We start from the raw sequence: 19,141 nt of genomic DNA on the forward strand, positions 1-19,141 counted from the left end.
AACGACCGACGCCGCCTGTAAACGCTCAGACGCCTGCCGGCTTGACCGGACGCTTCACCACACGCCCCTTGCGGAAATGCAGATAGCGCCCAGACTTGCGTGCTTCCTGCAGGCGTTGCCCATGCGCCGTGAGAATATCGCCACGGGTGAGGATGCCGACCAGCGCGTGCGGCGCCTCGTCGCCCACCACGATCAGGCGGCCGACGTTGTGCGCCACCATGTGATCGGCGGCCTCGCGCAGCGAATGGTTTTCCTTCACCACGATCGGTTCGCGCAGCACCAGCTCGCCCAGCGACAACGTGTAGTGCCACTGCGGATCCAGCAGCGTGCGACGGGTCAGCACGCCACGCACATGACCCTTGTCGTCGATGACCGGATAGCCTTGGTGCTGCATGTCGGGCAGGCCTTCGTTGAACCAGCGGCGCACCTCGGCCAGCGTCTGCGTGGTACTCAGAGTCACCACCTCGTGCGTGCAGGCATCGCGAACCACCACCTGATCGAGATAATCGGCCGCATATTCGGCCGGCACGCGCACACCGCGACGGGCGATTTTCTCGGTCATGATGGTATTGCGCATCAGCAACGCGGAGATCAGGTAGGCCGCGGTGCAGCCGCCGAGCAGCGGCAGCAGGCCCGCCGGCTGGCCGGTGGTCTCGAACGCGAACACCACCGCGGTGAGCAGCGCACGCGCGGAGCCGGCGAAGATCGCCGCCATGCCGACCAGGGCGGCGATGCGCGGGTCGACGCCGAACTGCGGCGCCAGCACGGCGAGACCCATGCCGATCAGCGCACCCAGCGCACCGCCGATGGTGAATAACGGCGCCAACGTTCCGCCGGAGGTGCCGCTGCCCAGCGCAATCGACCACGACAGGAACTTCATCACGCACAGAAATGCCAGCGCATGCAGGGTGAGTTGGCCGGACACGATGTCCTCGATGTTGCTGTAGCCCACACCCAGCGTCAGCGGCGCGAAATAGCCGATCACGCCCACCGCGACACCACCGATCGCCGGCCACCACATCCAGTGGATCGGCAGCTTCTCGAACACATCCTCGATGCCGTAGACGATCCGCGTCACGCCCACGCTGATAAGACCCAGCAACGCGCCGATGACAACATAGGAAAGCAACGCCATGAGACCCGGTGCAGCCAGTGTGGGCATCGCGAATACCGGTGCCGAACCTACCGTGGCATAGCGCACGCCAGTAGCGGCAACACAAGCCAGCGCCACCGGGATCAGCGAGCGCGGACGCAGCTCGAACAGCAGCAATTCAATGGCCAGCACCACCGCCGCAATCGGCGAACCGAACACCGCCGCCATGCCCGCCGCCGCACCGGCGGCCAGTAGCACCTTGCGTTCGGCGCCAGTCACATGCAACAACTGGCCGACGAACGAACCAAGCGCGCCACCGGTGGCGATAATCGGGCCTTCCGCACCGAACGGGCCGCCGGTACCGATCGCGATCGCCGAGGAAATCGGCTTCAGGAACGTGATCCGCGGCGGGATCTTCGACTCATTCAGCAGCACCTGCTCCATCGCCTCCGGGATGCCGTGGCCGCGGATCGCACGCGAACCCCAGCGCGCCATCACGCCGACGATCAGGCCACCGATCACCGGCACCGCGATCACCCACAGTCCCAGATGGTTATCGGCTGGCGAGCTGAATGTCGTCGACAGCCGGCCGTAGAACGCCAGGTTCGTTACCAGCCCGATCAGCGAAGTGAGGAGTCGTGCGATGAAGGCAGCGGCGATGCCCAGCAGCACGGCCACCACGGTGATGCGCAATACGCGACGATCCACCAGGGTGGAGCGGCGTGGCATGCGCGTGGCGTCGAGCGTCACGCCCAGCGAAGGTGACAGTGGTAAGGCATCGGTGCTGCCTTCTAGGCGCACGCCCGGAGGGGCCGCCGGCTTGTCAGTTTCGGAGGTCATTGGTTTATCGCGAGGTGAAAGCGGGGATTTTACGCTGGCGGTTTGAAGAACCGAAGGGGTAGGTTTTTGCGGGTGGAGGGGTGAGGAGTGAAGAAGCTCGCTCCCTGCTGTTGGCTCAGCGCGGCGAATATGACCCACCGCCACGCTTCCCGGACGTCGCCACCCGTACAGCTGCTGCGCTCGCGGCCAAGGATGCGCACGGCGATTACCGCAGAGCCAACACTATGACGGCATTTGCCGAGGCGTTGAGCATGGACTTGGAGTCCATCGGCAAAGACCGGCATCTTCGGGTTAACTTCGCACCGGGTTTTCCGCTTGCGCCGCGACAGGAAGACAAAGTAGCACTCGTCAAACATATTGCGGAGCTACGGCCAGCCATGGCCAGCGAGAGTTTTGGAATCAGCCGCACGTGAGCTATCTGGATCTTCGTGGCTTCGGTCACGCGGAAGTGGTCGGCGCTGCATATGACTCGGTCGTGTCGCTGCTGGCCGGAACCAACGCACTCATCCTCGACCTGCGGCAGAACGGCGGTGTCGAGCTTTTCGTCGAGCTGTCAGTGCAGAAGCGGGTGCGATTACGCGCCAGAGTATTCTGTTAACTGAGGCGACCTGGCCAAGTGGAGCGGCACACAGACTCTTCAGGTCTTGGCTGTTGTGCGCCAACGCCTGCTTCATGCTCAATGCAGAGGGTCACCGATTGCGCCGTCAGATCCTCGCGCCGGTCGAACAAGGGTTCGCTCTGAACGTCACTGAAGACGATGGCTATGGAGCGCTATGAACAGCGTCTCCGACATAGGTCAAAGAAAAGCCCCACAAGGAAAGGTTCCTGGGGGCTTGTTGATCACGGTTAGACTTGGTCGTTAGCCTTTCGAGACTTTCTTTCGAGCAGACTTTTTGGCCATCTTTTTGGAGGCCTTTGCGGTTGGGGCAGCCTTCGGTGCGCTGCCTATCAGTAAGCTTTCTGCCGTCACACCCCGTTTCTTGATGGCCTCGGCAAACCAGAGTGGTTGCCGACCTCGACCAGACCAGGTCTCGGAAGGACCAGAAGGGTTGCGATACTTTGGTGCAACCGAGCCGATCCCTTTCTTGCTGGACGTTTTCTTGCCACCAAGGGTTGGATAAACCTCGGCTAGGCTCAAGCCACTGAGCTTTAGCAGAGCATCAATTTTTTTTCGAACATCTTGAATCATATTGCCGCGGGCTTCCTGCATCTGGGCGTGCGCGCCTGCGATGAGGGCTTGGAGTTCTTTCGGCGACAGCGACTTTAGATCGATTGCCATCAATGGTCCTTTCTGGGTTTAGAGCAAAGAATGCGGGATTGCAGTCTACAGGCTGTCACCACGCAGGAGCCCACGTGAATCCATGGAGCAACTCGACCGAGCAGCGCGATACCTAAGACGGATGCGCGAGATCTACGTTGAAACCTTCTCAATGCATCACTGCAACGACTATTCTGAGAATGAAGGCATCAGCTCTATCGAGAGGACTTTTCGCTACTCTCCATGCGCTGATAGGTCTGAAATTGCATTCGATCGGCAGGACTGTCCTTGCACATCTCTCCCTAAGGACATGGAGGCGCAGATGTAGTCACTTGATACATCAATTGCTGAGATCTATGTGTTCGCGTACTTAAGCAATTCGTCATACGCAACTAGGCCGTACAATAGACGTGAGTCCAACGCATCACTGCCGAGCTGACCTTAAGTTCGTCGATCGCTGATGTAACCTATAGGCTGCACGCCGTCGTCACATAGTTCCGAAGTAACCTCAACAGGTTGCAGCATCGCCAAGCGAGTCAGACTCGACACGCCACGATACTTCCAATCCGTCTGGGGGAATGATCATGGCCATGGCCGAAGCCGCGCAGCCGAAGAACGAACCCGAAGAATCCCCACTATCGCCCTGGTGGGTTCGTTCGGTATTGATCGTGCTGGTGTTCGGCTTTGCTGCCTTGCTTGCAATCACCCTACTGGCTTATCGCAACGCACCGCCGGTACCCGGTCAGGTAAAGGATCCCAGCGGCACCACACTGTTCACCGGCAATGACATCAGCAACGGCCAGGCGCTGTTCCTGCGCTACGGTTTGATGGACAACGGCACGATCTGGGGGCACGGTGCCTATCTCGGGCCCGACTATTCTGCCGAGGCACTGCACGAGATCGGTGACGACACCGCCACCGCGCTGGCGCAGCAGCAATATGGCAAGCCGCTGGCCGAGTTGACGCCGATGCAGACCGCAGCGACCCGCGCGCAAGTCGCGGTGACGCTGAAGACCAACCGCTTTGACGCTGCCAGCGACACGCTGCAGGTAACCGCAGCGGAAGCAGCCGCCTATCGCCAGCAGATCGCCCACTGGAAGGACTATTTTCACGATCCGGCAGGGAATGGTGGACTTAAGCCTGACCTGATCACCGATCCGGTCGAGTTGCACCAGCTCACTGCGTTCATTACCTGGGCGGCATGGGCCTCGGTCGCCGATCGGCCGGGTAGCAACTACTCCTATACCAATAACTTTCCCTATGACCCCGAGGTCGGCAATCGGCCACCACCGGGGGCTTTGCTGTGGAGCGCATTGAGTCTCGTGGTGCTGCTGGGTGGCATTGGTGCGGTACTGCTGGCCTTCGGCAAATTCGATTATCTGGGCTGGGTTACCCGTGGCCATCATGTGCACCCACAGGTGATTCCGGGACAGGCCAGTCACGGTCAACGGGCGCTGGTGAAGTTTTTCGTGGTGGTGATGCTGCTGTTCCTGATGCAGACCTTGGTGGGCGGAGCGGTCGCGCATTTTCGCGCCGACCCAGTCAGCTTCTATGGCTTCCAACTGGAGAAGATCTTCCCCAGCAATCTGTTGCGCATCTGGCATCTGCAGACGGCCATTTTCTGGATCGCCACGGCCTACGTCGCAGCTGCACTATTTCTGGGGCGTTCGCTGCGCGCCGATGAGCCACGCTGGCTGGCGCCCGCCATCCACGTGCTGTTTGCCGCGTTTGTGCTGGTCATTGGCGCCAGCCTGCTTGGAGAATGGGCCGGCCTGTCCGGATGGTTGGGCAACTGGTGGTTCTGGTTCGGCAATCAGGGCTGGGAATACCTGGAAATCGGCCGCTTCTGGCAATACCTCATGGTGGTCGGGCTACTCGGCTGGTTCGCCATGCTGTGGTGGCTGGCACGGCCACGCACGGTAGCCAATCCAGAGGCAAGACCGCTGGCGCGGATGTTCCTCTACGCGGCACTGGCAATTCCGATGTTCTATCTGCCGGCGCTGTTCTTTGGTGCCAAGACCAACTTCACGGTGGTCGACACCTGGCGCTTCTGGATCATCCATCTATGGGTGGAAGGCTTCTTCGAGTTCTTCGCCACTACGGTAGTCGCACTGACGTTCTTCCAGCTCGGCCTGACCCGGCGCAACACCGCGCTTCGGGTGATTTACCTGGATGCCATCCTGTATTTCGGTGGCGGTCTCATCGGTACCGGCCACCACTGGTACTTCACCGGCCAGAGCCAGATCAACATGGCGATGTCGGCGATGTTCTCGGTACTCGAAGTGGTGCCGCTGACCTTACTGACATTGGATGCCTGGGATTTCGTGCGCACCACTCGCGGCGACTGCGACATCTGCGACCGGTCGATCGCCGTGCCGCACAAATGGACGTTTTATTTCCTTATTGCGGTGGGTTTCTGGAATTTCCTCGGTGCCGGCGTGTTCGGCTTCCTGATCAACCTGCCGATCATCAGCTATTACGAAGTCGGCACCATCCTCACGCCCAACCATGGCCACGCCGCGATGATGGGCGTGTTCGGCATGCTGGCGATCGCCCTGATGGTGTTCGTGCTTCGCCAGACCACCGATGACACTCGCTGGCCCGGCATCGAGAAATACATCAAGGTCGGCTTCTGGGGCACCAATATCGGCCTGTTGCTGATGGTGGCGCTGAGCATGTTCCCCGGCGGCGTGCTGCAGGTGTGGGATGTGGTGCAACACGGTTACTGGCACGCACGCAGCCTCGCCTATACCGGCACCGACACGGCACGCCTGATCGAATGGCTGCGTCTCCCGGGCGACCTGGTGTTCATCATCTTCGGCGCCGTACCGCTGTCGATCGCTGCGATCAAGGCCTATCTTGGCATGCGCGTAACGCGGGGTCCTACGATGCAAGCGTCCGTTTCAAGTCTTGAATAACCTGAGGAGGATTCATTCGAATGGCCACGACATTCAAGGTAGGTAACCACGTACGCTGGAATTCGGAAACGGGGCACGTGAGCGGAAAAATCATCAACGTCCACACGAAGGACACTGACTACAAGGGTTATACGCATCACGCCAGCGTCGACGAACCGCAGTACGAGATCAAGAGCGACAAGACCGAACACATTGCCATGCATAAGGGCGCGGCACTGCACAAGATCAGCTGAGAGCCCATGTTGCGTTCGATCAGCCAACAGGACAACGCCAGCGGGGTGTCTTCCGTCAGGAAAAAGGCTGTTTCCGGACAGAGATCGGCCGTCGGGAAAATGACTGCTCGCTCGAAGGCGATCACACCCATCAAACGCACAGTCGTGCGGAAAAAAGCAGCTACGAAGATGGCGGCCGTCGCGACGATCTGGACGATTGGGCATTCAACGCGGCCGATCGATGAGTTTCTATGTTTGCTCGACGAATACCGCATCGAGACTATCGTCGACGTGCGTCGCTTCCCCGGTTCGAGGAAAAATCCGCAATATGGCAATCAGGCGCTCGCGCTGACGCTCGCGGAACACGCGATCGGTTATCACTGGCTAGAGGCGCTTGGCGGCCGTCGAGGTGCATCGGCCGACTCGCTCAATACAGCTTGGCGAAATGCGTCGTTTCGCGGCTATGCCGACTACATGGCCAGTCCCGAATTCGCGCAGGGCCTGATGCAGTTGCTGGAGTTGGCGAGCCACGCGCGCAGCGCCGTCATGTGTGCGGAAGCGGTCTGGTGGCGCTGTCATCGCTCGATGATCGCCGACGCGCTATGCGTGCGCGGTATTGCGGTCGTGCACATCCTTGACGCAAGACATGAGGTCATACATCCCATGACATCACCTGCACGCATCGTGCGCGGACGGCTGAGCTACGCTACGCCTTGAACAGCCCTAGTCTCGGAGACTGCTATGACAGTGTGCCGTAGCCATCAGTTCAACTGCAGAAGTCTCCTTGCGAAGAGTAGGAGGCCATTCTGTCGCGCAACGTGCGGGTGAAAGTCGGCCTATGTAGTCAGGGATTCATACCGTCGTTTCGATCGATCAGTACTCCAAATGGACACGCAAACCCACAACCCGCGCTGGTCCTCGGTCTCGGTTGTATCCGGGATTGTGAATAAGTTGGATATCTGCCGTCACGAACGCAAAGGATGTGACTGCAAGATCGTAGTACGCCTCTCCGATCTGCTCGGTGCTGTAGTTCAATCGCCCGTCTCCCAAGGTGAAGCCGGATCCACCTGCTGCCAGGTAGTTTCGATGCTCCGGCGAAAGCCCGTTCACCGCAAAGGCAATCGCAACTCGATCCTTTGGACGATCCCACTCTGTTCCGGCAAGCTGTACGCCCATGCTGGCACTGCGGTCCGCTTCGGTGAAGGCGAATGACTCCGTCTTTCCGTCGTTCCACGCGACACGTCCGAACAGACCCGTGTCTCCATCGTCGGCGAGTGGAACATCAATGCCGGCCGCTGCTCCGTATTTATACCGACCGTTTTGGTCATCCGCGCGGATGTTTGGAACGCTGCCCGTTTCTTCAGCTCGAAGCAAAGCGTCGTCGTAGATGCCCATCCGTGCCTTATTTTGAAATGCGAGCAGCCACACGCTGGCACTTTTGGGATCATGCTGCCAAGTCACCTGCGCGTTCTGGCCATTTGCCCGACCGATGGGACCTTCCAAGTTTGGCCCGTTGGCCTGCGTGGGCATCTGATACACGCCGTAGCGCCAAGTCCAGGGGCCGGTCACGTAAGTCACGAGACCACCGACGGTGTAACCACGCGTGTCAGCCGCGAAATCCCAAGCTGGACTGTTAAACAGGCTCCAGTTCATGAACTGGGTTCGCGTCGAATTTCCATATCGGCTTTGGTCGAAGTCGTCGTTTACCGCCATGAGCCCCAACTTGAAGCTCAGGCGATCGTCAGCCTGATCGCCCGGTAATTGATCCATCTTCCGTTTGACCTTCGTGGTTTTATCCCCAAGTGGGATGTCGTACGTAAGGAAGGCACGCGCAACGTAAGCCCCGCGCCCGAGAGTGCCACCACCACCGCGGATCACATCGCCATTGGTCAAGCCGGCCAGTCCTGTGCTGTGGCTGACAGCTTCACCCCGGAACATTTCAACGTCCAGGTACGCCGCGAAACGCGAGGTCATTGGCACCCCAAAGTAGGCGCCAAACGTGTGGGAACGAGCATGATCTCCTCGCGGATTGAGGCTGAGGGGACCGCTATAGGGAGAGTGCAAGCTGTTTTGGATCTGTGTGATGAACGTGTACTGCGCGCCGAGCAACTGCGGCACAAAATACGTGACGTCGTCGGCAGACGCATCGCTCATGCAGGCGGATACAACAACTGTCGCAACAATCATTGTTGCGTATCGATTCACTCATTGGCCCCACGTGACGAACATCACGACTGCGGCCGCTGTCATCACTCCCGTGGCGATCCACCCCCACACTTTGAGCGATGTGTTGAGGGTGAATTGGCCCATCACCTTTTTATTCATGGCCAGCAGCATGATCATGATCATCATCGGCACGGCCGCGACGCCATTGATCACGGCGCACCAATAGAGCGCCTTGATGGGATCTATGGGCGTGAAATTGAGCGCGATACCCACGAGGCTAGCGAAGACGAGAACGCCATAAAAGAACTTGGCTTCATGTGGCTTGTACTCAAGCCCACTGCGGTACCCCAGAGCACCTGCGGCCGCGAAGGCGGAAGATCCCGCAAGGACGGGCACGGCAAGGAGGCCTGTGCCAATAATGCCCGCAGCAAACAGTCCAAAGGCAAATCGCCCGGCGAGGGGGCGCAGTGCTTGGGCAGCGTCCGATGCTGACTGAATGTCCGTCTTTCCGTGCGCATGCAGTACGACGGAGGCCGTCAAGATGATGAAAATAGCCACGATGTTGGAGAACACCATCCCGATCGTCGTGTCGACGGTAATACGTTCGATTTGTTCGGGGCCTTTCGATGGATCCGCCTTTAATGAATGGCGGTCATCGTCATCGCGGATTTCCTCGGCCTCCTGAGCCGCTTGCCAGAAGAAAAGATAGGGGCTGATGGTTGTGCCGAGCACGGCAACGATAGCGACGGCGTACTTGGCGTTGAGTCGCACCTTCGGCACAACGATACCTTTCACCACGTCACCCCAGGGCACATGGATGACGAAGACGGTCGCCACATAGGCGAAAAGACTAAGTGTGAGAACTTTGAGGATGGGCGAATACCGGGAGAACGGCACATACATCTGCAGCAGCAAAGACACAATCGCGAAACCTGCCGCATACAACACGGCCGGGCCGCCGATCAGCAGTTTCAGCGCCGCTCCCATCGCACCGATGTCGGCGGCCAGGTTGATCACATTGGCGACCAATACAGAGAACACCAGCCCATACGCCCAAGGGCGTGGGTAGTACTTGCGCATGCTGCTGGACAATCCCTTGCCCGTGGCGCAGCCAATCCGCGCGCTGATCGCCTGAATGGCGATCATCAGCGGCATCGCAAGGAAGAGGCTCCAGATCGTGGCATAGCCGAAGGCAGCACCGACTTGCGAGTAAGTGGCAATCCCGCTTGGATCATCGTCCGCTGCCCCTGTGATCAAGCCCGCGCTCAATTTTCGCAGTAGAGATGGCTTGGATTTGTTGGCCGATGAGTCGTTCAAGGGGCGCCCTCTATCCAACGGCTTCCGCACCGCGCGTTAGTGCGGTGCCAATGTGGTCGGCTCTGAAGTTGACATCTTTCGGCTGTGAGCAAGGGCCGAGTTCTAGGGTGGATCTTGGTTCAACGCGCGACGGATGGTCTGACCGGCGAATGCCGCCGCTTCTTCACGCAGAATCCATATGGACGGGCCTTCCGGCATGACTCTCTCCGACGTCGTGGGAAGAACTGTGCGACCCGTGGCGCCGATGCGAGGTGAACGTCAGGCCGTCGGTTCGTCGTTCCACAAGTAATCGATCATGTCCAGCGCATTGGACGTCGCATGCCCCAGCGCCGTGTTGTCGAAGATGCACCAGTGCTGGGCGGTGTGCGGCGCAGGTCGCTGGCCCGCTGCTGCTGCATCGCTCGGCGTTCTGGTAGTGGCCCGATTTCATAGGTGAATGAAGGGACCTGCTTGGCGATGCGACCAACTGCTGCTTTGTTCGACAAGGCATCGATACATGCAAAAATGGGCGCCTAGCGCGTTCCTGGGATCTGCTCGCGGTATCAACAGAATTTGAGGGTATCCGTGCGGGTATTGGTGTGATATCCGAAGATAAATAACTATATAAGTCAATTGGATGCATCGCAAATGCTGCTAATGATCGACAACTACGACAGCTTCACCTTCAACCTCGTGCAGTACCTGGGTGAACTGGGGCAGCAGGTGAAGGTGGTGCGCAATGATGCGCTGGATATAGCGGGCATCCGTGCGCTGAAGCCCTCGCACATCATGATCTCGCCGGGGCCGGGCACACCGGACGACTCGGGCGTGTCGCTGAGTGTGCTGAGCGAGCTGGCCGGCGAGATTCCGGTGTTCGGCGTATGCCTCGGCCACCAGGCGATCGGCCAGGTCTTCGGCGGCAAGGTGATTCGCGCCAAGCAGATCATGCACGGCAAAACCTCGCCGGTGCGTCATCGCGGGCAGGGTGTGTTTACCGGCTTGCCGGATCCGTTCGAGGCGACGCGCTACCACTCGCTGGTGGTCGAGCAGTCGTCGCTGCCGGACTGTCTTGAGGTTACCGCCTGGACGGAGAATCCGGACGGCTCGATCGACGAGATCATGGGCCTGCGCCACAAGGCGTTGCCGGTCGAGGGCGTGCAGTTCCATCCCGAATCGATCCTCACCCAGCATGGCCACGACTTGCTGCGCAATTTCCTCGGCCTGCCGCTGAAGCTGGCAGCATGAGCGCGGATGTGACTGGCAAAGGCGGCCGTGACATCACGATCACGCCGCAGGAAGCCCTGCAGCGCACGATCGAGCACCGCGAGATCTTCCACGACGAGATGATCGCGCTGATGCGTCAGATCATGCGCGGTGAGGTGAGCCCGCTGATGACCGCGGCGATCATGACCGGCCTGCGCGTGAAGAAGGAAACCGTGGGCGAGATCACCGGCGCGGCGCGCGTGATGCGCGAGCTGTCCGAGAAGGTGCCGGTCACCGGTAGCAACGAGCATCTGCTGGATATCGTCGGCACCGGCGGTGACGGAGCCTCCAGCTTCAACATCTCGACCGCGTCGATGTTTGTCGCGGCGGCGGCGGGGGCGCGCGTCGCCAAACATGGCGGCCGCAGCGTGTCGTCGAAGTCCGGCAGTGCGGACGTGCTGGAGGTGCTCGGTGCGTCGATCGACCTGAAGCCGGCGCAGGTGGCCGAATGCATGGCCGAGACCGGGATCGGCTTCATGTTCGCGCCGAACCATCATCCGGCGATGAAGGTGGTGGCACCCGTGCGCAAGGAAATGGGCGTGCGCACGCTGTTCAACATCCTCGGCCCGCTGACCAACCCGGCCAATGCACCGAACATCCTGATGGGCGTGTTCCACCCCGACCTGGTCGGCATCCAGGTGCGCGTGTTGCAGCAGCTTGGCGCACAACATGCGCTGGTGGTGTGGGGGCGCGACGGCATGGACGAGGTTTCGCTGGGTGCGGCCACCCTGGTCGGCGAGCTGCGCCATGGCGTGGTGCATGAGTACGAGCTCGAGCCGGAGGATTTCGGGCTGGCAATGGCCTCCAGCCGCAACCTGCGGGTGGAGAACGTGGACGAGTCGAAGGCGATGCTGCTGGAAGCGCTGGAAGGCCGCCGCGGCATACCTCACGACATCGTCTGCCTGAACGCCGGTGCAGCACTTTATGCAGCCGATGTCGTGCCGTCCATTGACGATGGCATCGAGCTTGCCCGTGTCACGATTGCCAGCGGCGCCGCGCATGCGAAAATGCAGGCCTTTGTGGCGGTCACCCGGCGGCTTGCCGGATCGAAGTGACGGCACGCTGAAGAGGGCGTGTTCATCGCGTTGACGACACGACATCGCAATCGCGCATAGGATGCGCTTCTACACGAACGAGCGAGATGCCATGACCGACATCCTCAATCGCATTCTTGCCCGCAAGGCGGAAGAGATTGCCGAACGCCAGGCCAAGCTGCCGTTGACCGAACTGATGGCGCGCATTGCCGAGCAGCCCGATACCCGTGGTTTCGCTGCGGCGATCGAGGCGAAGATCGCTGCAGGCTTGCCGGCCGTGATCGCCGAGGTGAAGAAAGCCAGCCCGAGCAAGGGGGTGATCCGTGCAGACTTCGACCCCACCGCCATCGCGAAGAGCTATGAGGCCGCTGGTGCCGCCTGCCTGTCGGTGCTGACCGACAGTGATTTCTTCCAGGGCAGCGAGGCCTTCCTGCAGCAGGCACACGCGGCGTGTTCGCTGCCGCTGCTGCGCAAGGACTTCATCATCGATCCGTACCAGGTGTACGAGGCGCGCGCGATTGGTGCCGACTGCATCCTGCTGATCGTTGCCGCACTGGAAGACGATGCGCTGCTGCAGCTGTCGCTGCTGGCGGCCGAACTCGATCTGGACGTGCTGTGCGAAGTGCACAACGAGGAAGAGATGGAGCGCGCGCTGGCGTTGCCGGTGCCGCTGATCGGCGTCAACAACCGCAACCTGCGCAACTTCGAGACCTCGCTGGAAACCTCGCTGGCACTGCAGGCCATGATCGAGTACGACCGCGTGCTGGTCGCCGAATCGGGCATCCACACACCGGAAGACGTGGCGCGCCTGCGCGAAGGCGGCATCCAGGCGTTCCTGATCGGCGAGGCGTTCATGCGTGCCGAGGATCCCGGCAGCGAGCTGCGACGGTTGTTCGCCACGCCGTGACCATCATGCCAACGGGGGAGATGGAGGTGGTGACCGCAGAAGTGGTGACGCAGCGGGTGGTGTTGTTCGATTTCGACGGCGTGCTGATCCACGGCGATGCGTTCTACCTGTTCGTGCGCGAGCGTTACAAGCGCGCGCCGTGGCGAGTATTGCTGGCCGTGCTGTGCTCACCGCTATTGCTGCTGCAGCTGCCGCTCTCTCGTCGCCTGCCGCTGCGTACACTGGTGCGCATTGCACTGCTCGGGATGGGCGAGAAACGTTATCAGGCTGCCGCGAATGCGTTCGCTGCCATCCTGGTGCAACGGTCGCGGCAATTCTGCCGTGACGGCCTGCAGGCGTTGCGCCGTCATCAGGTGGCCGGGGACCGGGTGATCGTGGTGACTGGTTGCGAGCACGCACTGGTGAGCGGCATCCTGCAGCAGCTGGGGCTGGTCGACCTGGAAGTGCTCGCCTCGCAGTTGCGTCGTGGATGGCTTGGCATGCGGCCGCAGTGGCACAACGTGGGGCGGCGCAAGGTCGAGAAGCTGGCGCAGCACGGACTCACGGCCTGGCAGGTGGCGTACGGCGATTCGATGTACGACGCACCGATGCTGAAGCTGGCCGCCGAAGCCGTGCTGGTCAACGGTACGCCCACGTTGTGCAAGAAGATCGAGAAGGCGCTCGGCCGTGCGGTCACCCGCGTCGAGTGGTTCTGAGGTTCATTGCCGCTGCATCCGAAGATTCCGGCCATGCACACCACGTTGATGCCGTCACAGATCGAGATCGTGCCGTTCGAGCCGAGCCTGCGCGAGTATTTCTACACGCTCAATGCAGCGTGGCTGCAGAAGCACTTCGTGATCGAACCGATCGACGAGCAGGTATTGCGCGATCCGGAGCATGCGGTGCTGGCACCCGGCGGGGCGATCTTCTTCGCCCGGCTGCGCGACGCAGTGATCGGCACCTGCGCACTGCTGCACGAGGCGCCAGGCGTCTACGAACTTTCCAAGATGGGCGTGGACGAGTCGTTTCGTGGCCTGGGTGCTGGCCGGCTGCTGCTGCATGCGGCGATCGCCGAATTCCACCAGCGCTGCGGTCATACCCTGTTCCTTGAGTCCAACAGCAGCCTGAAGACGGCACTGCACATGTACGAGCAGGCCGGCTTCGTGCTGCAACCGACGGTGCGCGCCGGTTCGCACTATGCGCGTGCGGACGTCTACATGGTCTACGCGCCGGGACAGGATGCTGCGCCGGCGCGTCAACCCCAGTGAGGCCAGGGCATCTCTAGCGGGTACCGCGTACCACGATGGTCTTGCCGGAGACATCGATCATCCGCTGCTCTTCCAGCTGCTTGAGCACGCGGCCGACCATTTCGCGCGAGCAGCCGACGATGCGGCTCACTTCCTGGCGCGAGATGCGGATCTGGGTGCCGTCCGGATGGGTCATGGCGTCCGGCTCCTGGCACAGGTCGAGCAGGGTGCGCGAGATGCGGTTGGTGACGTCCATGAACGCCATTCGGCTGACTTGGCGTGAGGTGCGCAGCAGGCGGTTGGTGAGCTGCGAGCCGATCGCGAACAGGATCTTCGGGCACTCCTCGCGCAGCGGGCCCTCCATCAGCTGGAACAGGCGTTCGTAGCTGACTTCGGCCATTTCACAGGCCGTGCGCGTGCGCACCATCGATTCACGCTGCGCCTGCTCCACGAACAGGCCCATCTCGCCGATGAACTGGCCGCGGCTGATGTAGGCAAGGATCAGCTCGCGTCCCTGTTCGTCCTCGGTGCATACCGCCAGCGAGCCTTCGATGACGTAATACAGCGTATTGGCCGGGTCGCCAGGGCGGATGATCGCGGTCTTGCCGGGATAGCGGCGGCGATGGCAAAGCGCCAGAAATCGCTCCATCGAGGCTGGGTCGGGCGCAAAACCGAGTGGTGCCTGCGAACGCTCGAAAGCCTGTTGGAGCTGGTATTTGAGTTGCGCCACGATTATCCCCGAATTGGTTGTCTTGACCGCCGCGATCACCGCAATCGCAGCAGACGCCTCAGTGAACCCCCCTGTAGTGAGGCATTATGGCAAACCCGGACGGCTCACCGAAGGTTCAATTTCATATTGTTTTGCCGCATACTACGCAGTCTTCCGGCGGCGATGAATCTGTCGCATGCCGTTCACAAGGGTCGTGCAGGCTACCTGCCTGTGCTTCACACCATTCTGCGGGGACCCTTGTCGCTAACCCGCCTCTACTGCTGACCGGATGCCCGGTCATGGAGAGCCGCCGTGGTCAAACCGCTTCCCCGTCTGCGCCTGCAGGGTTTCAACAACCTGACCAAGGCGTTGAGCTTCAACATCTACGACATCTGCTACGCGGTGTCGGAAGACCAGCGCCGCAACTACATCGAGTACATCGATGACCAGTACGACGCCGACCGCCTGACCCAGATCCTCACCGACGTGGCCGAGATCATCGGCGCGAACATCCTGAACATCGCTCGCCAGGACTACGATCCGCAGGGCGCCTCGGTGACGATGCTGATCTCCGAGGAGCCGGTGCTGGAGAAGCTCGGCCGCGACACCATCTCCGGTGCCGTGGTTGCCCACATGGACAAGAGCCACATCACCGTCCACACCTATCCGGAAACGCATCCGCACAACGGCATCGCCACCTTTCGTGCGGATATCGACGTGGCCACCTGCGGCGTGATCTCGCCGCTGAAGGCCCTGAACTACCTGATCGACAGCTTCGAGTCGGACATCGTGGTGTGCGACTACCGCGTGCGCGGCTTCACCCGCGACGTCAAGGGCAAGAAGCATTTCATCGACCACAAGATCAATTCGGTACAGGACTATCTGGCCAAGCACATCCGCCAGAAGTACGAGATGTTCGACGTCAACGTGTACCAGGAAAACATGTTCCACACGAAGATGCATATCAAGGACTTCGACCTGGATACGTACCTGTTCGACTCGCACGCCGATGACCTGTCGTTCAAGGAGCGCCAGCGCATCGAGTCGCTGTTGCGACGCGAGATCGAGGAACTGTTCCACGGCCGCAACCTGATGTAACGAAAAACCCGCCGAAAGGCGGGTTTTTCTTGGACCTTTTTTATAGGAGCGCACCTTGCGCGCGATGCTGTTTGCTCCGATCAACATCAGAGCATCGCGCACAGGGTGCGCTCCTACACGCGATATGCAACCGTCTTCATGACCGTCGAACTGAAGTGCATCAGCTGCGGCAGCGGGAACGGCAGTTCGGTGCCACCACGTTGCTGCGCCGCCTGCGCATGGCGTATTTCATCGACCTGCATCTGGCTCAGCACGGCGCGCGAGCGTTCGTCCTGCGCGGGCAGTTTTTCCAGGTGTTCGGCCAGGTGCGCTTCCACCTGACGCTCGGTTTCCACCACGAAGCCGAGGCTGACCGGATCGCCGGCCAGTGCGGCGGCCGCGCCGATCACATAGCTGCCGAGGTACCACAGCGGGTTGAGCAGGCTGGGGCGGCTGTCCAGCTGCTGCAGGCGTTGCATGCACCAGGCAAGGTGGTCGGTTTCCTCAGCAGCGGCGTGCAGCAGGTGCTCGCGATTGTCGGCGTTGCGCGCCAGCGCGGCCTGGCCGAAATACAGCGCCTGCGCGCAGACCTCGCCGGTGTGGTTGATCCGCATCAGGCCGGCGGCATGCCGGCGCTCGGCATCGTCCAGCTCCACTTCGGCGATGCCGGCGGCGGGCGAGGGGCGCTGTGCCGGCGGTGCCCCGGCAATCGCCTCCAGCGCACGTTCGCAGCCGGCCAGCAGGCGGTCGAGCGGGGTCAGCGTACGCACATTCATGGGCTTTCCTGTTTCGGTTCGGTGGTGATCAGCTGCTGGGCCAGCAAGCTCAGCGGGTGCCGGGTAGGCCAAGGCAGGCCGTGTTCCTCGATGCCGGCGGCCAGATGCAGGCGACAACCAATATTGGACGACAACAGTTGCTGCGGATCCAGCGTGCTGGCCTGTTGCAGCGTCGCGCCGCGCAATTGCGCGGCGCGCTCGGGAAATTCCAGCAGATGGCTGCCGGCTGCGCCGCAACAGTGTGGCGGTCGTGGCATGGGCATCACGTCAAGTTCGGGTACGCGTCGCAGCAGCTGCAGCAGGGTGCTGTCACTGCGCGCCACGTTGATCTGGGTGCAGGGCAGATGCACGGCGACCCGTTGTGCCAATGGCCGGAACTGCAGCGATTCGGTGCGCGTGGCCAGCAACGCCAGCGGATCGGCCACGGGCACGCCCGGCAGCGCGCGTCGCAGCGTGCCGAGGCAGCCGGGTGTCACCGACACCAGCTGGGTCGCGCTGCTGGTGTCCCATGCCTGGCGCACGCGTCGTGCGGCCTGTTCGGCGCCCTGCGTTGCGCCGCCGTGCAGGTCCATCGCGCCACAGCAGAAGGCCGGCAGCACGCTGACCTGAAAGCCGACGGCCTGCAGCAGGGTGACCGCTGCCTGCTGCGCCTCGGCATCATCGACGCTGGCTACGCAACCGGGGAACAGGGCCAGCCGTGGCTGGCCCGTGTTCCGGTTGTCGGATTGCACCGGTGGTGCCGGCGCGTCGGCCGACATGATCAACAGGGCTGCATGCCAGGGCGAGGCTTCCGGCAGTTGCCGCGCCAGCCAGCCTTTCCAGCGAGGCAGTGCCAGCCATCCAGCGATCCGGCGCAAGATGCGCATCAGGACGGGGCGCACGGCCAGGTTCAGTAATTGGCGGGGGCGTTGTGGTGCTGGTCCCAGCAGGGCGCGAGTTTCGATCAGCAGTTCGCCATACTTCACGTTGGCAGGACATGCCTTTTCGCAGTTCAGGCAGCCCAGGCAGTGATCCAGGTGCTCGCGCAGTTCCCGCGTCGGTTCAGCCAGTCCACGTGCCAGCGCGGAGGCGATCGCGATGCGGCCGCGCGGCGACTCCGCTTCGTTCCGGTCCAGCGCATAGGTGGGGCAAACGGGCAGGCACAGCCCGCACTGCACGCATTGATCGGCCAGTATGGCAACGCGGCCGGCGGGTCCGTGCATGGGGGACTTTTCAAGCGGCATGGTCATCATGCTATCATTGCCAGCTCACAGCCCGCCGGTCGGTGGGCTTGCGCCATGGGTGACAGCTCCGCTATCATCTCGCGCCTTTGTTCCACCGAAGCATGCTCACTTGAACCATGCGTACCGCCTCACGGCGGCAGACAGGTATTCTGAAATGAAAACGTTTAGCGCCAATGCAGACAACGTCAAGCGCGACTGGTTCGTGGTTGATGCCACGAACAAGACGCTCGGTCGCCTGTCGACTGAAATCGCTCGTCGTCTGCGCGGCAAGCACAAGCCGGAATACACCCCGCATTGCGACACCGGCGATTATATCGTGGTGATCAACGCGCAGAAGGTGGCCGTCACCGGTGCCAAGCTGGACGACAAGAAGTACCACCGCTTCACCGGTTACATCGGCAACCTGAAGACCACCAGTCTGAAGGACCTGCTGGCGACCTACCCGGAGCGTGTGATCGAGATCGCCGTCAAGGGCATGCTGCCGAAGAACCCGCTGGGCCGCGAGATGTACCGCAAGCTCAAGGTCTACGGCGGTGCCGAGCATCCGCATACCGCACAGCAGCCGCAGGCGCTGGAACTCTAAGGAATCATCATGACGATCCAGCAGAATTACGGCACCGGCCGCCGCAAGACCTCCGCCGCACGCGTGTTCCTGCGCAAGGGCACCGGCGCAATTGAAGTCAACGGCAAGTCGCTCGAGCAGTTCTTTGGTCGCGAGACCTCGTGCATGATCGTGCGCCAGCCGCTCGAGCTGACCGAGAGCACCGGCAAGTTCGACATCAAGGTGACGGTCGCCGGTGGCGGCATCACCGGTCAGGCCGGCGCAATCCGCCTGGGTATCGCCCGCGCGCTGATCGAGTACGACGAAAGCCTGAAGTCGCCGCTGCGCAAGGCCGGTTTCGTGACCCGTGACGCTCGTGAAGTCGAGCGCAAGAAGGTCGGTCTGCACAAGGCACGTCGCGCCACGCAGTTCTCGAAGCGCTAAACTCAGCTTCATAGCCCCGTCGCCAAGCGGTAAGGCACCTGACTCTGACTCAGGCATCGGTGGTTCGAATCCATCCGGGGCTGCCACATCCCGATCCCGACACCACGCAGTGATGCATGGTGATACGGCAAAAAGCCCGCCTTCCGGCGGGCTTTTTC

Annotated in this window: 20 protein-coding genes and 1 tRNA gene; 14 read left to right on the plus strand and 7 right to left on the minus strand. The window is 61.5% G+C overall.

Annotated elements, in window-relative coordinates; genetic code table 11:
* Positions 1 to 25 precede the first annotated feature (25 nt).
* Complete coding sequence (locus tag B0E50_RS09450) at positions 26 to 1,933, minus strand: chloride channel protein (RefSeq protein ID WP_077440958.1); 1,908 nt, start codon at positions 1,931 to 1,933, stop codon at positions 26 to 28.
* An 80-nt stretch (positions 1,934 to 2,013) separates the two neighbouring features.
* Here B0E50_RS09450 and B0E50_RS09455 point away from each other — a divergent pair, with 80 nt between their 5' ends.
* Together B0E50_RS09455 and B0E50_RS09460 are read left to right on the plus strand one after the other, a co-directional pair.
* Positions 2,014 to 2,346: a hypothetical protein gene (locus tag B0E50_RS09455; RefSeq protein WP_077440959.1), complete on the plus strand. Its 333-nt coding sequence runs from the start codon at positions 2,014 to 2,016 to the stop codon at positions 2,344 to 2,346.
* The gene (locus tag B0E50_RS09460) at positions 2,343 to 2,531 is read left to right on the plus strand and encodes a hypothetical protein (RefSeq protein ID WP_077440960.1); all 189 of its coding nucleotides are present in this window, start codon (positions 2,343 to 2,345) and stop codon (positions 2,529 to 2,531) included. The genes B0E50_RS09455 and B0E50_RS09460 overlap by 4 nt, the downstream gene beginning before the upstream one ends.
* Positions 2,532 to 2,792: 261 nt before the next feature.
* On the opposite strand, the gene B0E50_RS09465 is transcribed toward B0E50_RS09460, so the two are convergent.
* On the minus strand, positions 2,793 to 3,212 hold the full coding sequence (locus B0E50_RS09465) for an H-NS histone family protein (RefSeq protein WP_077440961.1): 420 nt from the start codon (positions 3,210 to 3,212) through the stop codon (positions 2,793 to 2,795).
* A 563-nt stretch (positions 3,213 to 3,775) separates the two neighbouring features.
* On the opposite strand from B0E50_RS09465, the gene B0E50_RS09475 reads away from it, so the two are divergent.
* Genes B0E50_RS09475 through B0E50_RS09485 form a run of 3 tightly spaced genes read left to right on the plus strand, consistent with a single transcriptional unit; the run spans position 3,776 to position 7,038 of the window.
* Positions 3,776 to 6,109, plus strand: coding sequence for a cbb3-type cytochrome c oxidase subunit I (locus B0E50_RS09475; RefSeq protein WP_254427239.1), 2,334 nt, complete (start codon positions 3,776 to 3,778; stop codon positions 6,107 to 6,109).
* Positions 6,110 to 6,129: 20 nt separating this feature from the next.
* On the plus strand, positions 6,130 to 6,342 hold the full coding sequence (locus B0E50_RS09480) for a DUF2945 domain-containing protein (protein WP_077440963.1): 213 nt from the start codon (positions 6,130 to 6,132) through the stop codon (positions 6,340 to 6,342).
* A gap of 6 nt (positions 6,343 to 6,348) precedes the next feature.
* Positions 6,349 to 7,038, plus strand: coding sequence for a DUF488 domain-containing protein (locus B0E50_RS09485; protein ID WP_254427240.1), 690 nt, complete (start codon positions 6,349 to 6,351; stop codon positions 7,036 to 7,038).
* Between the two features lie 156 nt (positions 7,039 to 7,194).
* On the opposite strand, the gene B0E50_RS09490 is transcribed toward B0E50_RS09485, so the two are convergent.
* Positions 7,195 to 8,508: a carbohydrate porin gene (locus tag B0E50_RS09490; protein WP_077440965.1), complete on the minus strand. Its 1,314-nt coding sequence runs from the start codon at positions 8,506 to 8,508 to the stop codon at positions 7,195 to 7,197.
* Between the two features lie 18 nt (positions 8,509 to 8,526).
* Positions 8,527 to 9,804 (minus strand): divalent metal cation transporter, encoded by a 1,278-nt coding sequence (locus B0E50_RS09495; protein WP_077440966.1) that lies wholly within the window; start codon positions 9,802 to 9,804, stop codon positions 8,527 to 8,529.
* A gap of 627 nt (positions 9,805 to 10,431) precedes the next feature.
* Between B0E50_RS09495 and B0E50_RS09500 the strand changes: the two genes are divergently transcribed.
* The 5 genes from B0E50_RS09500 to B0E50_RS09520 all read left to right on the plus strand — a co-directional run bounded on the left by B0E50_RS09500 (position 10,432) and on the right by B0E50_RS09520 (position 14,234).
* Positions 10,432 to 11,028, plus strand: a complete 597-nt coding sequence (locus B0E50_RS09500) for an aminodeoxychorismate/anthranilate synthase component II (protein WP_077440967.1) — start codon at positions 10,432 to 10,434, stop codon at positions 11,026 to 11,028.
* Entirely contained in the window at positions 11,025 to 12,101 is a 1,077-nt protein-coding gene (gene trpD / locus B0E50_RS09505) for an anthranilate phosphoribosyltransferase (protein ID WP_077440968.1), read from the plus strand. The genes B0E50_RS09500 and trpD overlap by 4 nt, the downstream gene beginning before the upstream one ends.
* A gap of 91 nt (positions 12,102 to 12,192) precedes the next feature.
* Positions 12,193 to 12,987 (plus strand): indole-3-glycerol phosphate synthase TrpC, encoded by a 795-nt coding sequence (trpC, locus tag B0E50_RS09510; RefSeq protein ID WP_077441341.1) that lies wholly within the window; start codon positions 12,193 to 12,195, stop codon positions 12,985 to 12,987.
* A gap of 20 nt (positions 12,988 to 13,007) precedes the next feature.
* Positions 13,008 to 13,682: an HAD family hydrolase gene (locus B0E50_RS09515; protein ID WP_254427254.1), complete on the plus strand. Its 675-nt coding sequence runs from the start codon at positions 13,008 to 13,010 to the stop codon at positions 13,680 to 13,682.
* A gap of 33 nt (positions 13,683 to 13,715) precedes the next feature.
* The gene (locus B0E50_RS09520) at positions 13,716 to 14,234 is read left to right on the plus strand and encodes a GNAT family N-acetyltransferase (protein WP_077440969.1); all 519 of its coding nucleotides are present in this window, start codon (positions 13,716 to 13,718) and stop codon (positions 14,232 to 14,234) included.
* 13 nt (positions 14,235 to 14,247) lie between these two features.
* Here B0E50_RS09520 and crp read toward each other — a convergent pair whose 3' ends face one another.
* Positions 14,248 to 14,949, minus strand: coding sequence for a cAMP-activated global transcriptional regulator CRP (gene crp / locus B0E50_RS09525; protein ID WP_174575040.1), 702 nt, complete (start codon positions 14,947 to 14,949; stop codon positions 14,248 to 14,250).
* A gap of 285 nt (positions 14,950 to 15,234) precedes the next feature.
* Here crp and speD point away from each other — a divergent pair, with 285 nt between their 5' ends.
* Positions 15,235 to 16,020 (plus strand): adenosylmethionine decarboxylase, encoded by a 786-nt coding sequence (gene speD, locus B0E50_RS09530; protein WP_077440970.1) that lies wholly within the window; start codon positions 15,235 to 15,237, stop codon positions 16,018 to 16,020.
* A gap of 113 nt (positions 16,021 to 16,133) precedes the next feature.
* On the opposite strand, the gene coq7 is transcribed toward speD, so the two are convergent.
* Together coq7 and B0E50_RS09540 are read right to left on the minus strand one after the other, a co-directional pair.
* Positions 16,134 to 16,775 (minus strand): 2-polyprenyl-3-methyl-6-methoxy-1,4-benzoquinone monooxygenase, encoded by a 642-nt coding sequence (gene coq7 / locus B0E50_RS09535; protein WP_077440971.1) that lies wholly within the window; start codon positions 16,773 to 16,775, stop codon positions 16,134 to 16,136.
* Positions 16,772 to 17,977: a (Fe-S)-binding protein gene (locus B0E50_RS09540; protein ID WP_254427241.1), complete on the minus strand. Its 1,206-nt coding sequence runs from the start codon at positions 17,975 to 17,977 to the stop codon at positions 16,772 to 16,774. Before B0E50_RS09540 ends, coq7 begins: the two co-directional genes overlap by 4 nt.
* Before the next feature lie 175 nt (positions 17,978 to 18,152).
* On the opposite strand from B0E50_RS09540, the gene rplM reads away from it, so the two are divergent.
* The 3 genes from rplM (at position 18,153) to B0E50_RS09555 (ending at position 19,069) form a co-directional block, all read left to right on the plus strand.
* A complete protein-coding gene (gene rplM, locus B0E50_RS09545) occupies positions 18,153 to 18,581 on the plus strand; it encodes a 50S ribosomal protein L13 (RefSeq protein ID WP_077440973.1) in 429 nt (142 codons plus the stop codon).
* Between the two features lie 9 nt (positions 18,582 to 18,590).
* Positions 18,591 to 18,983, plus strand: coding sequence for a 30S ribosomal protein S9 (gene rpsI, locus B0E50_RS09550; RefSeq protein ID WP_077440974.1), 393 nt, complete (start codon positions 18,591 to 18,593; stop codon positions 18,981 to 18,983).
* A 12-nt stretch (positions 18,984 to 18,995) separates the two neighbouring features.
* Positions 18,996 to 19,069: transfer RNA gene (locus tag B0E50_RS09555), tRNA-Gln, on the plus strand.
* The last annotated feature ends 72 nt before the right edge of the window (positions 19,070 to 19,141 follow it).

The sequence above is a fragment of the Rhodanobacter sp. C01 genome, from assembly GCF_002001045.1.
In the GTDB taxonomy this organism is placed as follows: domain Bacteria; phylum Pseudomonadota; class Gammaproteobacteria; order Xanthomonadales; family Rhodanobacteraceae; genus Rhodanobacter.

What these genes read in the sequence shown, in the direction of transcription:
- B0E50_RS09450 (WP_077440958.1), bottom strand. Translation starts at nt 1,933, where the DNA reads ATGACCTCCGAAACTGACAAGCCGGCGGCCCCTCCGGGCGTGCGCCTA.
- B0E50_RS09465 (WP_077440961.1), bottom strand. Translation starts at nt 3,212, where the DNA reads ATGGCAATCGATCTAAAGTCGCTGTCGCCGAAAGAACTCCAAGCCCTC.
- B0E50_RS09475 (WP_254427239.1), top strand. Translation starts at nt 3,776, where the DNA reads ATGGCCATGGCCGAAGCCGCGCAGCCGAAGAACGAACCCGAAGAATCC.
- B0E50_RS09480 (WP_077440963.1), top strand. Translation starts at nt 6,130, where the DNA reads ATGGCCACGACATTCAAGGTAGGTAACCACGTACGCTGGAATTCGGAA.
- B0E50_RS09485 (WP_254427240.1), top strand. Translation starts at nt 6,349, where the DNA reads ATGTTGCGTTCGATCAGCCAACAGGACAACGCCAGCGGGGTGTCTTCC.
- B0E50_RS09490 (WP_077440965.1), bottom strand. Translation starts at nt 8,508, where the DNA reads ATGATTGTTGCGACAGTTGTTGTATCCGCCTGCATGAGCGATGCGTCT.
- B0E50_RS09500 (WP_077440967.1), top strand. Translation starts at nt 10,432, where the DNA reads ATGCTGCTAATGATCGACAACTACGACAGCTTCACCTTCAACCTCGTG.
- trpD (WP_077440968.1), top strand. Translation starts at nt 11,025, where the DNA reads ATGAGCGCGGATGTGACTGGCAAAGGCGGCCGTGACATCACGATCACG.
- trpC (WP_077441341.1), top strand. Translation starts at nt 12,193, where the DNA reads ATGACCGACATCCTCAATCGCATTCTTGCCCGCAAGGCGGAAGAGATT.
- B0E50_RS09515 (WP_254427254.1), top strand. Translation starts at nt 13,008, where the DNA reads ATGGAGGTGGTGACCGCAGAAGTGGTGACGCAGCGGGTGGTGTTGTTC.
- B0E50_RS09520 (WP_077440969.1), top strand. Translation starts at nt 13,716, where the DNA reads ATGCACACCACGTTGATGCCGTCACAGATCGAGATCGTGCCGTTCGAG.
- coq7 (WP_077440971.1), bottom strand. Translation starts at nt 16,775, where the DNA reads ATGAATGTGCGTACGCTGACCCCGCTCGACCGCCTGCTGGCCGGCTGC.
- B0E50_RS09540 (WP_254427241.1), bottom strand. Translation starts at nt 17,977, where the DNA reads ATGCACGGACCCGCCGGCCGCGTTGCCATACTGGCCGATCAATGCGTG.
- rplM (WP_077440973.1), top strand. Translation starts at nt 18,153, where the DNA reads ATGAAAACGTTTAGCGCCAATGCAGACAACGTCAAGCGCGACTGGTTC.
- rpsI (WP_077440974.1), top strand. Translation starts at nt 18,591, where the DNA reads ATGACGATCCAGCAGAATTACGGCACCGGCCGCCGCAAGACCTCCGCC.